At 70.6% G+C, this 13,045-nt stretch carries 11 protein-coding genes, 1 pseudogene and 1 other annotated feature; of the genes and pseudogenes, 8 read left to right on the top strand and 4 right to left on the bottom strand.

The window, feature by feature from the left end; translation table 11 throughout:
* A pseudogene (locus tag AUL35_RS03730) lies at positions 1-249 on the bottom strand (hypothetical protein); the annotation flags it as partial.
* Positions 250-444: 195 nt separating this feature from the next.
* Between AUL35_RS03730 and AUL35_RS03735 the strand changes: the two are divergent.
* The 3 genes from AUL35_RS03735 to AUL35_RS03745 are packed head-to-tail and all read left to right on the top strand — an operon-like array spanning position 445 to position 3,184.
* Positions 445-1,638 (top strand): MFS transporter, encoded by a 1,194-nt coding sequence (locus tag AUL35_RS03735; protein WP_062012156.1) that lies wholly within the window; start codon positions 445-447, stop codon positions 1,636-1,638.
* Between the two features lie 56 nt (positions 1,639-1,694).
* On the top strand, positions 1,695-2,327 hold the full coding sequence (locus AUL35_RS03740; protein WP_062012158.1) for an SCO family protein: 633 nt from the start codon (positions 1,695-1,697) through the stop codon (positions 2,325-2,327).
* Positions 2,324-3,184, top strand: a complete 861-nt coding sequence (locus tag AUL35_RS03745; RefSeq protein WP_062012160.1) for a 50S ribosomal protein L11 methyltransferase — start codon at positions 2,324-2,326, stop codon at positions 3,182-3,184. Before AUL35_RS03740 ends, AUL35_RS03745 begins: the two co-directional genes overlap by 4 nt.
* 48 nt (positions 3,185-3,232) lie before the next feature.
* On the opposite strand, the gene AUL35_RS03750 is transcribed toward AUL35_RS03745, so the two are convergent.
* Positions 3,233-3,442 (bottom strand): hypothetical protein, encoded by a 210-nt coding sequence (locus AUL35_RS03750; RefSeq protein WP_062012162.1) that lies wholly within the window; start codon positions 3,440-3,442, stop codon positions 3,233-3,235.
* A gap of 192 nt (positions 3,443-3,634) precedes the next feature.
* Positions 3,635-4,114: a MerR family DNA-binding transcriptional regulator gene (locus AUL35_RS03755; RefSeq protein WP_082666083.1), complete on the bottom strand. Its 480-nt coding sequence runs from the start codon at positions 4,112-4,114 to the stop codon at positions 3,635-3,637.
* 263 nt (positions 4,115-4,377) lie between these two features.
* On the opposite strand from AUL35_RS03755, the gene AUL35_RS03760 reads away from it, so the two are divergent.
* From AUL35_RS03760 to AUL35_RS03775, 4 genes are all read left to right on the top strand, one after another.
* A complete protein-coding gene (locus AUL35_RS03760; protein WP_062012164.1) occupies positions 4,378-8,229 on the top strand; it encodes a peptidoglycan-binding protein in 3,852 nt (1,283 codons plus the stop codon).
* A 91-nt stretch (positions 8,230-8,320) separates the two neighbouring features.
* On the top strand, positions 8,321-9,247 hold the full coding sequence (locus AUL35_RS22740) for a sulfite exporter TauE/SafE family protein (RefSeq protein ID WP_062012166.1): 927 nt from the start codon (positions 8,321-8,323) through the stop codon (positions 9,245-9,247).
* Entirely contained in the window at positions 9,244-10,062 is an 819-nt protein-coding gene (locus AUL35_RS22745; protein ID WP_062012168.1) for a TIGR02186 family protein, read from the top strand. The genes AUL35_RS22740 and AUL35_RS22745 overlap by 4 nt, the downstream gene beginning before the upstream one ends.
* 3 nt (positions 10,063-10,065) lie before the next feature.
* On the top strand, positions 10,066-10,560 hold the full coding sequence (locus AUL35_RS03775) for a DUF3429 domain-containing protein (RefSeq protein ID WP_062012170.1): 495 nt from the start codon (positions 10,066-10,068) through the stop codon (positions 10,558-10,560).
* Between the two features lie 6 nt (positions 10,561-10,566).
* Here the strand turns inward: AUL35_RS03775 and pdeM are convergent, their stop codons facing one another.
* Positions 10,567-11,286 carry a ligase-associated DNA damage response endonuclease PdeM gene (gene pdeM / locus AUL35_RS03780; RefSeq protein ID WP_062012172.1) on the bottom strand — a complete coding sequence of 240 codons (720 nt, stop codon included), beginning with the start codon at positions 11,284-11,286 and terminating at the stop codon, positions 10,567-10,569.
* Positions 11,287-11,403: 117 nt separating this feature from the next.
* Positions 11,404-11,460, top strand: a sequence feature (sul1 is cis-regulatory element that is thought to sense ions involved in sulfur or methionine metabolism; They are found in Alphaproteobacteria).
* 76 nt (positions 11,461-11,536) lie between these two features.
* On the opposite strand from pdeM, the gene AUL35_RS03785 reads away from it, so the two are divergent.
* Positions 11,537-13,036: a SulP family inorganic anion transporter gene (locus tag AUL35_RS03785; RefSeq protein WP_062012294.1), complete on the top strand. Its 1,500-nt coding sequence runs from the start codon at positions 11,537-11,539 to the stop codon at positions 13,034-13,036.
* Positions 13,037-13,045: the final 9 nt, after the last annotated feature.

Raw genomic sequence — 13,045 nt, forward strand, 5'->3', positions numbered from 1 at the left:
CGCGCCCGCCATGCCGGCGGCGGCGCCCGCCGCCGGGGCCGCGGCCTGGCCGGGCGTCGTCATGGAGCGCTGCACGGGGGCGGCGGCCGGCGCGGTGCTGGTGGCCGGTGCCGACTGGTACGTGCGCGTGCCTCGGCTGCCGAACGAGCCGCCGCGACGGGCCTCGGCGTAGTCGACGGCCATGCTGGAGAAGATCAGCGTCAGGGCTGTCAGGCCCACGGCAAAGCGAGCGAAGGGGCGACGGGTCATGAACTCAAGGGTCCTCGAAGGCGATACACGGGTTGATATAGGTGGGCCGCACCGCCTTTTTGAATGAGCGAGGAGGCTTCGTCCCCGCACGCCGAGTTCACGATTGCGCCATCCGGCGCGGAACCGAGGCGGCGAGCGCCGGTTTGCGCTGCACAATCGGGCGTCCTATACCGCGCGCGAGGAAGGACCAGCGCCATGTCCCCGATCGTGTCGGAACCCGTTACCGCCCGCCTGTCGCGCGCGGCGGCGCTCGTCATGGCCGTCACGAGCGGCCTTCTGGCGGCCAACCTCTATTACGCCCAGCCGGTCGTCGCGCTGATCGGCCGGGATCTCGGCATGAGCCCGGCGCTCGAGAGTCTGATCGTCACCGCCGCGCAGATCGGCTACGCCCTCGGTCTCGTTCTTCTGGTGCCGCTCGGCGACGTCGTCGAGAACCGGCGCCTGATCCTTTCGAGCCTTGCGGCCTGCATTCTCGGACTCGTCGGCCTCGCGCTCGCGCCGGCGGCCGGCTGGCTCTTCCTCGCCATGCTGCTGGTCGGCCTCACCTCGGTGGGGGCTCAGATGATCGTGCCGCTGGCGGCCCATTTCGCCGCACCGCACGAGCGCGGGCGGATCGTCGGCAACATCATGACCGGCCTTCTCGGCGGCATTCTCCTCGCGCGGCCGCTGTCCAGCTTCGTGGCCGGCACGTTTGGCTGGCGGGCGATCTTCTGGATTTCGGCCGCGCTGCTTCTGGTTCTCGCGCTGATCGGCCGCCGCGCCTTTCCCGAACGGCGACCCGCCCATGCGCAAAGTTACGGCGCGTTGATCGCCTCGCTCGGCGGCCTCCTGCGCACGCAGCCCGTGCTGCGTCGTCGCGCGATCATCCACGCGGCGCTGTTCGCGAGCTTCGCCTTGTTCTGGACCGGCGCGCCCCTCCTTCTGCTCGGCGAGCCGTTCCATCTGTCGCCGCAGGCGATCGCGCTGTTCGCGCTGAGCGGAGCGCTCGGCGTCCTCGCCGCGCCCGTCGCCGGACGTCTGGCGGATCGCGGGCACGCGCGGGCGGGAACCGTCGGCGCGCTGCTTCTGGCCGCCGCCGCCATGGCTCTGGCTCTCACGGCCTCGCACTCGCTCGCCGCGCTGGTGGTCGCGGGCGTCCTCCTCGACCTCGGCGTCCAGGCCAACCTCGTGATCGGCCAGCGCGAGATCTTCCTGCTCGACGGGACGATCCGCAACCGCCTGAACGCGGTCTTCATGTCGACCTTCTTTCTCGGCGGCGCGCTCGGCTCGGCGCTGACGAGCCCGCTGATCGAGGCGTTCGGCTGGCATGCGGTGGCGCTCCTCGGAACGCTGTTCCCGCTCGCGGCGCTCGCCTATTTCCTGTTCGGCGAGCGACGGCGCGCCCGCTAGCGGGCCGTACCGCCGCCCGCTAAGAGGGGCGCGACACGCAGAAGGACATCGACGCCATGACCGCAACGCCTCCGCCCGCCCGGCCGCCGCGCCGTCGCCTGCCGATCCTTCGGATCGGACTCTGGCTGCTGGTGGCCGCGGTGCTGGCGCTTCTCGTCCTCGTCTGGGCCTTCGGTCGCATGGAAACCGCGAACGTCGCGGACGCGGCGGTCTATGGTACGCCGTTCCAGCTCGTCGACCAGAACAACAAGCCCGTGAGCGAGGCCGTCCTGCGCGGGCGACCGACGGCGCTCTTCTTCGGGTTCACGCACTGCCCCGACGTGTGCCCGACGACGCTCTACGAGATGGCGGGCTACCAGAAGGCGCTCAAGGCGGAGGGCAAGGACCTCGGCGTCGTGTTCGTGTCGGTCGATCCCGAGCGCGACACGCCCGACATCCTGCGCACCTATGTCGGCGCGCTCTCGCCCGACATCACTGCCGTCACGGGCGATCCCGCCAAGGTCTCCGAGATGGTGAAGGGCTTCGGCATCCATGCCGCCAAGGTTCCGCAGGGCGACGACTACACGATGGACCACACGGCCTCGGTGATCCTTCTCGACCGCGAGGGCCGCTTCTTCGGCACGATCGCCTATGGCGAGGACCCGAAGGCCGCCCGCGCCAAGCTCGAGCGCCTCGCGGAGCGCACATGACGCAGGTCCGTTTCCATGCCGAGGGCGCGCGTGCGAGCGTCTCGCCCGTCTTCGACCGCCTCGACGCGCTGTTCGGCGAGGAGGGCGCACCGGTCTCCATGGTGGAGCTCGACGAGGCCGCCGACCGGCACGAGGTCTCGGTGTACTTCGAGGATGGCGAGACGGTCGACACGGATGCCGTGCGCGCGGCCTTCGCGCCGCTGGAGCCCGAGCGCGAGGACCTGCCGGATATCGACTGGATGGCGAGCGTGCTCGCGGACCTGAAACCCGTCCGGGCCGGCCGCTTCCTCGTCCACGGCGCACATGACCGGCACAAGGTCCGGCCCCACGACCTCGCCATCGAGATCGAGGCCGGACAGGCCTTCGGCACGGGCCACCACGAGACGACGGCGGGCTGTCTTGAGATGGCGGGGCGCCTCATCGCGCGCCGCCGTCCCCGGCGGGTCCTGGATCTCGGCACGGGCAGCGCGGTTCTGGCGATCGGCGTGGCGAAGCTTTCCCGCATCGCGGTGACGGCGACCGACATCGATCCGGTCGCGGTTCGGGTCGCGGCCGCTAACGCGCGGCTGAACGGGGTTCACACGCTCGTGCGCACCAGCGTCGCGACGGGACTCGAGGGTGAGGCGATCCGGGAGGGCGCGCCCTTCGACCTGATCCTTGCCAATATCCTGGCGGGTCCGCTCATGCAGATGGCGCCGAAGATGGCGGCGGTGCTGGCCACCGGCGGCGATCTGATCCTGTCGGGCATTCTGGCGCGTCAGCGCCGCGGCGTCCTGGCCGCCTATCGCGGGCAGGGGATCTACCACCGCTCGACGCTGTGGCGAGGCGACTGGGTGACGCTGCACCTGTCGCGCTGACGGCGCCCGCGCGCGGCGCGGGCGTTCCGGCTTCTCGGTATGGCGCCTTCAGAAGCGCTGGGGCGCTGCGGCCTCGAAGCGCGAGCTGGCGAGCGTGCTGGCGAGATTGGCCGACTCGATGTCGAGCATCATCAACCGGCCCGTCCCGTGCAGCGAGCGCGCCGACGGACGAGACCGGTCACCGGTCACGGGGCGGCGCACCGGGGCGCGCAGGTGAGAGGAGACGTAGCCGAAACGTTCGGTGCGGGCGGACAGCATGGGATTCTTCGAGCCTTTCGGGATTTCTGGATCTCCCGAGGCTAATATGATGCACTGCAGCAGGATCAGCTACCCGCCTTGGCGCATAGGTTGTCTTCGCTTCTTGCAGGGCAGTCGAACTGTATTGTTCATGAATTCTTCACGATTGTCGGGCGGGAGCCTCGCCCCGCCCGCGCGCCGGCACCGGCCCCGTCAGGCCGAGCCGCGCTTTTCGCGGCCGCGAACGAAGCTCATCGTCACCTCCATCGCATGGAGCGACTCCTGAATTTCTCGCTCCTGCTCCTCCAGGATCTTTCGCTGCTCTTCCATGCGTGACAGGGCGAATTCGATCTGCTTCCGCTCGCCGTTCGGCTGATAGTAGATCTCGATGATCTGCTTGGCCTCCGTCAGCGAGAATCCGAGGATCTTGCAGATCAGGACGAGGCGCAGGCGCATCCGGTCGCGCCGCGAATACAGGCGCGTCGTGCCGCGCCGCTCGGGCGAGAGAAGACCCCGGTCCTCGTAGAAGCGCAGGGTGCGAAGCGTGACGCCGAACTCCCGCGCCAGGTCGCCGATCTTGAAGACCGTGCGCTCGCCGTCTCCGTCGCTGCGGACCGAAAGGCCGAGCAGTTCCTCGATCCCGACGCGGAATCCCTCCTCGTCTGCGCGTTCGAGGTCAGTGCGTTCTGTCATGTCATGCCACGCGTCGGCGCTTCAGTGCGCCATAAGGGGGATTCGCAGAAACACCCTCCCGAGTGCTTCCGCTTTGATGAGAAACAATTTGCGTCGATTTCTCAAGGCCGGACGAAAGGCCGCAGCGGCCGTGAATCCAGCTTCAATCCCGCTTGTCTTTCTATTCCGTTACCGAAATCCAGCGACGTTGAAGCGTCGACCTGGGGACGGCGGCGAGACGGACAGCTCGAGAGCCGGACAACACACGACGTCAGGGGCGGGCAATGTCGCGACAGGATGCGCAGGTTCAGAAGCGAACAGGGGACGCCGGTCGCGGTTCGGAGAACTCCTTCGCCTCGCTCAGCAAGACGCTGGAGGACCTGGAGGCGCGCCTGACGCGCCTGTCGAGCGCGCCGCGCCGGGGCGCCGAGCCCGTGGCCGCCCCGGAGCCGGCTCCCGCCCTTGCCGGGGAACTCGACGGCGCGCTGCCGACCCAGGCCGAGTTCGCGCTCGACACGCCGGTCCCATCCCCCAGTGACCGGCTCCGCGCGATGACGCAGGCCCGCCGCTCGCGCAACACGCTCGCCGCCGAAGCCTCGCCGCTGGCCATGGAGCGCCAGCGCCTGGCCATCGCCCTGCAGGAGCCCGCCGCCCGTCCGGCCGAGCCCGCCCGCCGCGCCAAGGCGGCCGCGCAGGCCGCCGAGGAGATGCGTCTCCAGAACGAGACCCTCAACCTCGTGCGCGATCTCGCCGGCGAGGTCGTGCAGCTGCGCGCCGAGGTCGGCTCGCAGCCGGGCGTGATGGACAGCCGCTTCGAGGAACTGCGCGCCTCCTTCGTCGAACTGAAGCGCATGATCGGAGCCCGCGAGGGCACGGACCGCATCGGGGCCGAGATCTTCGAGATCATGGAGGCGCTGACCGAGCTGACCGCCGGCACCGCCGACCAGGGATCGCTCGACGCCCTGCGCGCCGAGGTCGACCAGATTTCCGGGCTCGTAGGCCAGATGGCGCGCGAGGAGTCTCTGGAAGCGGTGCAGCGCCGGTGGGACGAGTTCGAGTCGCGCATCGGCGACCGGATCGAGCTCGACAACCAGGCCAAGCGCGACCTGCGGGTCGAGCTGGAGCGCCTGCGCGGCTCGCTCCGCTCGCTCGCCACCGAGGAGCAGATCCTCGCCGTCCAGCAGCGCTGGGACGAGTTCGAGTCGCGCTATCTCGAGACCGCCCGCGCCCAGACCGAGGAGACGCTGACGCGCTTCCTGCGCGACGAGCTCGGCACCCTGCGCGACAAGCTCGACGCCGTTGTCTCGCAGACCGGCGACGAGGCGATCGCCGCGCGCATCGAGGCGGCGTCCGAGCGCACCCGCGAGGCGCTGGAGGCCAGCGTCGAGCGCCTGTCGGACCGCATGGGCGAGATCGAGCTGACGCTCGCGAGCCTGCCCGAGCTTCTTCAGGTCGACCGCATGGAAGCCCGCATCCAGGCGCTCGCCGAGGGTGTGGAGGCCCTGACGCGGGAGGTCCGCGACCCCGACCTCGACCGCTTCGCGATCGTGGAAGAGCGTCTCGACGACATTTCCGCCGCGCTTCTGGTCGCGACCACGGCCGAGCGCCGCGTCGAGATCGACATGGCGCCCGTGGAGCGCATCGAGGCGCGCGTCGCCGAACTCAGCGCCCGTGTCGACAGCTTCGTCGAGGCGGGACATGCCGACATCCTCTCGACCCAGATCGCGGTCCTCACCGAGCGCATCGAGGGCATCGGCGCCCGTCCCACGGGCGACGAGGAGATCGTGCGCCGCATCGACCGGCTGAGCGAGCGTGTCGAGACGCTGTTCCGTACCGCCGCGCCCACGATCGATACCGCCGTGTGGGAGGAGCGCCTCGCCACCATGGCCGCCCGGCTCGAGGAGACGGCGGCCGGGCAGGGCGTCGACACCGACGCGGTGCGCGCGCTCGAGGTCCAGATCCAGCGCCTCGCCGAGCTCCTGGGCGATTCCCCGCTTCTGTCGGGCTCGGAAGGCGAGGTGTCGCGCCGGCTCGACGCGGTCGAGCAGCAGCTCGGCGAGAGCCGCGAGGCGGTGCTGATCGCCGCGCGCGCGGCGGCCGAGGAAGCCCTGCGCCGCATGCAGGAGGAGGGGCTCCGCCGCGAGACCGCCTATGTCGAGGAACTCGCGCAGGATCTGCGCAACCTCGAGGCGCTGAGCCGCGACAGCGACGAGCGCACCTTCGGCGTCTTCGACGCGGTTCACTCGACCCTCACCAAGATCGCCGAGCGCCTCACCTCGATCGAGGCCGAGATGCGGGCCGACGGCGCGCCGCCGGTGCTGCGCGAGGCGGCCAAGGCCGAAGCCGACGACGCGCGCCGCATCGAATGGGCTGCCGCCCGCGTGGCGGTGGGAACACCAGCGGCCGAGGCCGCCGAGCCCAAGGGCCTGCGCGCGGCGATCAACCGCCACCTGTCGCGCCGCGCGGCGCCCGTGTCCCGTCCGGTCGAGGCCGAGGCGCGCCGCGAGCCCGAGGTCGCCGCCGTGAGCGCGCCCGCCGTGCCCCCGGTCGAGGAGGCGCTTCCGCCGCCCGCCGAGCTCGAGGCGCCCGCGCTCGACACCACCGACATGGTGATGCGCGAGGCCAACCGGCCGCTCGAGCCCGGCTCCGGCACGCCCGACATCGCGGCCCTTCTGGAGCGGGTGCGCCTGCAGCAGCGCGGCCTCGAGCCCGCCAGCCCCGAGCCGGCCGCCAAGGCCGACTTCATCGCCGCCGCCCGCAAGGCCGCCATGGCCGCCGCCGCCGAGGCCGAGGCGCTGCGTGAGAGCGACCGCCAGGAGCCTAGCGACGGCAAGGCCGCCTCGCGCCGCAGCCGCAAGCCCATCCTGATGGCGGTGGGGGCCGTGCTCCTGGCCCTGATGGCGATCCCGCTCGGCCAGCGCTACCTCGAGACCGGTTCGCCCGTGGTCGCCGACCTGACGCAGGAGGCTCCCGTCGATGCCCCGGCGACGGCGCCTGTCGAGACGGCGGAGATGACGGCGTCCAACGGTCCGGCCGAGACGCTGGCGACGGCCGCCGAGCCGCCGCACGAGGTCTCCCCCGAGGCGCCCGCACCTGTCGAGACACAGCCCGAGGTCGCGGCCGAGGCCGCCGCGCCGCCCGCCGAGGAGACCACGCCGGTCGCCGGGACGGTCGCGCCGGTCGCCGCTGCGGAGGCTTCGGCCGCCCCGGCGGTTGAGGACGCAGACCTCCTCACGCTCGCCAGCCAGCGCCTGCCCGAAACCGCTCGCGGCGCTCTGCCCGCCATCCCCGCCGGCGTCGATGCGCCGAAGCTCGTCGAGGCCGTCCAGGCCGGCGAGCCCATGGCCCTCTTCGAGGTCGGCCTGCGGCTGATGGAGGGACGCAACGGCCCGGCCGATCCGGCCGCCGCGATCAACTGGTTCGGCCAGTCCGCCGCGCGCGGGTTCGCCCCGGCCCAGTACAGCCTCGGCACGCTCTTCGAGAAGGGCAACGGGGCGGCGCGCGACACCGTGGCGGCCAGCCAGTGGTATCGTCTCGCCGCCGACCAGGGCAACGTGCGCGCCATGCACAACCTCGCCGTTCTCTATGCCACCGGCATCGACGGCCGCTCGGACGCGGGCGCCGCCGCCCAGTGGTTCGAGAAGGCCGCGAGCTACGGCATGCGCGACAGCCAGTACAATCTCGGCATCCTCTACGCCCGGGGCTCGGGCGTCGACCAGAACCTCGCGCAGTCCTACCGCTGGTTCTCGATCGTCGGCGCGGCCGGCGACAAGGACGCGCAGGACAAGAAGCTCGAGGTCGCCAAGAGCCTGTCGCCCGAACAGAAGGCGGAGGTCGATGCTGAGGTCGCCGCCTGGAAGCCGCTGCCGCGCTCCGAGGAGGCCAACACCGTGCGCGTGCCGGCCGACTGGAACGGGGGCGACGGTCGCACGGCCTCGGTCGACATGAGCCGCGCCATCCGCAACGTCCAGGCCATTCTCGGCAAGCTCGGCTACGACGCGGGCACGCCGGACGGCGTGGTGGGCGCGCGGACCGAGGCCGCGATCCGCCAGTTCCAGTCGAAGTCCGGCCTCGAGGCCACCGGCCGCATCGACGAGCCGCTGATCCGCGCCCTTCTGGAGCGCAAGGACGCCTGAGGGGCGCTCCTCATGGTTTGACTTGGAAAAGGGGTTCGGGCCATGTCGGTCCGGGCCCCTTCTTGCATCGCACACCGCCGAGAGACGCGACGTGCTGCTCTATCTTCCGATTGCCGAGATCTCGGTCAATGTCTTCGTGATCGTCGCCATGGGCGCGGCGGTCGGCTTCCTGTCGGGCCTGTTCGGGGTCGGCGGCGGCTTCCTGATCACGCCGCTCCTGATCTTCTACAACATCCCACCGGCGGTCGCGGTCGCGACCGGCGCGAACCAGGTCATCGCCGCCTCTTTCTCGGGCGCGCTCGCCCACTACAAGCGCGGCACGGTGGACCTGAAGCTCGCCGCGATCCTGATCGCGGGCGGCGTGGCGGGCTCGGCGCTGGGCGTGTGGATCTACACGCTGCTGCGCCGCATCGGTCAGCTCGACCTCGCCGTCTCGATCCTCTACGTCCTGCTGCTCGGCACGGTGGGCGGGCTGATGCTCGCCGAAAGCGTGCAGGCCATGCTCCGCGTCAAGGGCGGCGGCTCGGGCGAGGTGCGGCGCGGCCACCACAACTGGGTCCATCGCCTGCCGCTCAAGATGCGCTTCAAGCGCTCCAAGCTCTACGTCTCGGCCCTGCCGGTTCTCGGCCTCGGCGCCGGGATCGGCGTGCTCGGCTCGGTGATGGGCGTGGGCGGCGGCTTCATTCTCGTGCCCGCCATGATCTACCTCCTGCGCGTGCCGACCAGCGTCGTGATCGGAACCTCGCTCGTCCAGATCATGGCGACCGCCGCGATCACCACGATCCTGCAGGCCGCGACCAACGAGACGGTCGACGTCGTGCTCGCCTTTCTCCTGATGCTGGGCGGCGTGGTCGGGGCGCAGTTCGGGGCGCAGGCCGGCGGCAAGCTGCGGGGCGAACAGCTGCGCGCGCTGCTCGCGGTCCTGGTCCTGATGGTGGCCGCGCGCCTCCTCGTGGAACTCGCCGTGGTGCCGGGCGACATCTTCTCGATCGCGCTGCCGAACGGGAGCGAGGGGTGAGGCGGCGTCTCGCGGCGCTCGCCGCCGCCGCGCTCGCGCTTCTCGCGGGTCCTGCGGTCTCGCAGCAGGCCGCGCCGGTGCCGGGCGCCGAGCCGACGCTTCAGACCGAAACCTTCGAGATCGGCCTGTCCACCGAGACGATCGCGGTCGGCGCCAATTTCGGCGGCGCGCGGCTCGTCGTCTTCGGCGCGCTCGACAATGCCGACCAGCGCCTCCTGCGCCAGGGCCGCTACGACATCGCCGTGATTCTGGAGGGGCCGCGCCGCGACCTCGTCGTGCGCGAGAAGAGCCGCGTTTTCGGCATCTGGATCAACAGCCGCTCGGAGCGCTTCCGTTCGGTCCCCCAGTCCTATTCCGCCGCCGCCACGCGGCCCCTTCGCGACATCGCGCCCGCCGCGACGCTTCGCCAGTTCGGCATCGGCATCGAGAACCTCGCCTTCTCGCCGCTCCGCCCGCCGACCGGGCTCCTCGACGAGCGGGCGGACTTCTCGGGCGCGCTGCGCCGGCTGAAGACGCAGAGCGGCCTCTTCGCCGACGAGATCGGTACGGTCGAGTTCGTCAGCCCGACGCTGTTTCGCGCCAACCTCGTCCTTCCCGCCGACCTGCCGGTGGGCCGCCACGTCGCGCGGGCCTTCCTGTTTCGCGAGGGCGTCTATCTTCGGGAGCGCGACGAGGACGTGTGGGTCCTCAAGACCGGCATCGAGAGCCGCATCTCGGCCTTTGCCGCCGAGAACGGCGTCCTGTACGGACTGCTCGCGGTGTTCGTCGCCATTCTGACCGGCTGGCTCGGCCGGCTCGCCTTCAAACGGGATTAGCTGATGCAAAAGGAATTCGACGACCGGCCGCGCCGCCCGCGCTCCGAGCAGATGGTGCGCGCCGCCTGGATCCTCGGGCTGGGCGGTCTCATCCCCTTCGTCGCCGGCACGTTTCTGATCGTCACCAACAACGAGACGGTGGACCCGACGACGCTCTGGTTCGCGGTCTCCGCCTACGCGGCGGTGATCCTGTCCTTTCTCGGCGGCATCCGCTGGGGCGCGGCATTGAACGAGACGGCGCGCCGCTCGCCCACCACGCTCGCGCTCTCGGTGCTGCCCTCGATCGCGGCCTGGGTGATCGTGCTCCTGCCCGCGCCCTGGAGCTTCGTGGGCTTCGCGGTCGCCTTCACCGTGCAGGGCGTGTGGGACGTGACGGCGATCCGCGAGGGCCGGATCGAGACGCCCTGGTTCGCCAAGTTGCGCGTCGTGCTGACCGTCGTCGTCGTCCTGTGCATGGTGGCCGTCAGCGTCGCGACCAACCAGCCACTGGCCTTCTGAGCGCGGTCAGCGCGGGCTTAGCATCCGGAACGGGATCGGATAGATCCGCGCCGATCCGATCACCAGCGCGCGGGCGGCGTCCGTGTCGAACAGTCCGCCGAAGGCGCGGTCGAGGACGTTGAGGCCGCCCGTCGTCACCCCGAAGCTCGGCATCACCATGCGGGTGCCGTCGGTCGCGAAGCACGCGCCCCGCACCGAACCGCCGCGCCCCGCGACGCGGGCGACCGGATGAAGGTGCCCGGCGATCTCGCCGGCGCGCGGACCCGCCGTGGGCTCGTGGCGCAGGACGAACGGGCCGATCTCGACTTCGTCAGCGGCCCGTCCGCCGAGACCCTCGGGCGGCAGGGGGTCGTGGTTGCCGACGATCCAGATCCAGTCGCGCGCTTGCGTCAGCGCGCGCAGCCGCTCGCGCAGTGGCTCGGGCATGAGGATCGCGCCCGCGCGGTCGTGGAAGCTGTCGCCGAGCGCCACGACGCGCGCCGGGCGGTAGCGCTCCAGCGCGCCTTCCAGAAGTCCGAGCGTCGCCATCGTGTCGTAGGGCGGCAGAAAGGCACCGCGCCGTGCGAAGGCCGCGCCTTTCTCGAGATGAAGGTCGGATACGACGAGAAGGTCTTCGTCCGGCGCGAAGACGACGCCCGACGGGTCGCAGACGAGACGTCCTCCGTTCAGAAGCGTCTCCACGCCCTCGCACTCCGCCTGTCTGATCCGCCGCGCCAGACTGTTCATGCCACTCGTTCCCGCCTCTCGTGAACCCTTGGAATCGTCTCGCATACCGTTTGGCAAGGCGTCCACACGTCGCGCCCGCTTGCCTTGACGGCCGGATCCGGCGATAACGCGGTGCACAACGGACCCGGCTTCCATGCCGGGTGGCTATGCCGGGCGCCGATCCCCCGGCCAATCCAGACGACGCAGCTTCGCAAACGAACCACCGCCCGGCCTCCCGGCGGCGCGTCGTCCAGATCTCGTGTTTCCGCTCATGTTCACATCCGCCAACTGGCGTGCCGCACCCTTCGGCACGCGTGCCGACTGGCTCGGCAACGTCCGGGGAGACCTTCTTTCCGGCCTCGTCGTCGCGCTTGCCCTTATTCCCGAGGCGATCGCCTTCTCGATCATCGCGGGCGTCGATCCGCAGGTCGGCCTCTACGCCTCGTTCTCGATCGCCGTCCTGATCTCGATCTTCGGCGGTCGTCCCGGCATGATCTCGGCCGCGACCGCCGCGACCGCCGTGCTCATGGTCACGCTCGTGCGCGACCACGGCCTGCAATATCTCTTCGCCGCGACGATCCTGGCCGGCGTCGTTCAGATGCTGGCCGGTTTCCTGCGGCTCGGCGATCTCATGCGCTTCGTGTCGCGCTCGGTGATGACGGGCTTCGTCAACGCGCTCGCGATCCTGATCTTCCTCGCGCAGCTGCCCGAGCTGATCGGCGTGCCGGCGATGACCTATGTCCTGCTCGCCGGGGCGCTCGCCATCATCTACCTCCTGCCGCGCGTCACCACCGCCGTGCCGTCGCCGCTGGTCGCCATCGTCGCGATCACGGCGGTCGCGCTCGCCTTCGGCATCGACGTGCGCACGGTCGGCGACATGGGCCAGCTGCCGTCCAGCCTGCCGAGCTTCTTCCTGCCCGACGTGCCGCTGACCTTCGAGACGCTGCGCATCATCGCGCCCTATTCGGTGGGCATCGCGATGGTCGGACTCCTGGAGTCGCTGATGACCGCGCAGGTCGTCGACGACCTGACCGACACCCCGTCCGACAAGAACCGCGAATGCGTGGGGCAGGGCATCGCCAACTTCGTGACCGGCTTCTTCGGCGGCATGGCGGGCTGCGCCATGATCGGCCAGTCGGGCATCAACATCCGCTCCGGCGGGCGCGGGCGCCTGTCCTGCTTCTTTGCCGGCGCGATGCTCCTGTTCCTGATCGTAGGCTTAAGCGACTGGGTGGCCGTGATCCCGATGCCGGCTCTGGTGGCCGTCATGATCATGGTGTCGATCGGCACCTTCGACTGGGGCTCGATCCGCAGCCTCGTGACCCATCCGCGCCGCTCCTCGGTCGTGATGCTGGCGACGGTGATCATCGTCGTCTGGACGCACAACCTCGCGCTCGGCGTGTTCGCGGGCGTGCTTCTGTCGGGCCTGTTCTTCGCCTCGAAGATCGCGCAGATCTTCGCCGTGTCCTCGCGCCGCGAGGGGGGGACGCGCACCTACATGGTGGAAGGTCAGGTCTTCTTCGCCTCGGCCGGCAAGTTCGTGGACAGCTTCGACACGCGCGAGCCGCTGGCACGCGTCGTGATCGACGTGACCCGCGCCCACATCTGGGACCTCACCGGCGTCGGCGCGCTCGACAAGGTGGCTCTGCGCTTCCGAAAGGCCGGCGTCGAGACGGAGATCGTCGGCCTCAACGAGGCCTCGCGCACGATCGTGGACAAGCTCAGCATCCGCGACCGCCCCGACGCTCTGGAACTGACGTCGGGCCATTGAGGCGGCGCC

It is taken from the genome of Aureimonas sp. AU4 (assembly GCF_001463765.1).
GTDB lineage: Bacteria > Pseudomonadota > Alphaproteobacteria > Rhizobiales > Rhizobiaceae > Aureimonas.

Coding starts and splice junctions, on each gene's coding strand:
- AUL35_RS03785 (WP_062012294.1), top strand. CDS start 11,537: ATGTTCACATCCGCCAACTGGCGTGCCGCACCCTTCGGCACGCGTGCC.
- AUL35_RS03760 (WP_062012164.1), top strand. CDS start 4,378: ATGTCGCGACAGGATGCGCAGGTTCAGAAGCGAACAGGGGACGCCGGT.
- pdeM (WP_062012172.1), bottom strand. CDS start 11,286: ATGAACAGTCTGGCGCGGCGGATCAGACAGGCGGAGTGCGAGGGCGTG.
- AUL35_RS03755 (WP_082666083.1), bottom strand. CDS start 4,114: ATGACAGAACGCACTGACCTCGAACGCGCAGACGAGGAGGGATTCCGC.
- AUL35_RS03745 (WP_062012160.1), top strand. CDS start 2,324: ATGACGCAGGTCCGTTTCCATGCCGAGGGCGCGCGTGCGAGCGTCTCG.
- AUL35_RS03735 (WP_062012156.1), top strand. CDS start 445: ATGTCCCCGATCGTGTCGGAACCCGTTACCGCCCGCCTGTCGCGCGCG.
- AUL35_RS03775 (WP_062012170.1), top strand. CDS start 10,066: ATGCAAAAGGAATTCGACGACCGGCCGCGCCGCCCGCGCTCCGAGCAG.
- AUL35_RS03750 (WP_062012162.1), bottom strand. CDS start 3,442: ATGCTGTCCGCCCGCACCGAACGTTTCGGCTACGTCTCCTCTCACCTG.
- AUL35_RS03740 (WP_062012158.1), top strand. CDS start 1,695: ATGACCGCAACGCCTCCGCCCGCCCGGCCGCCGCGCCGTCGCCTGCCG.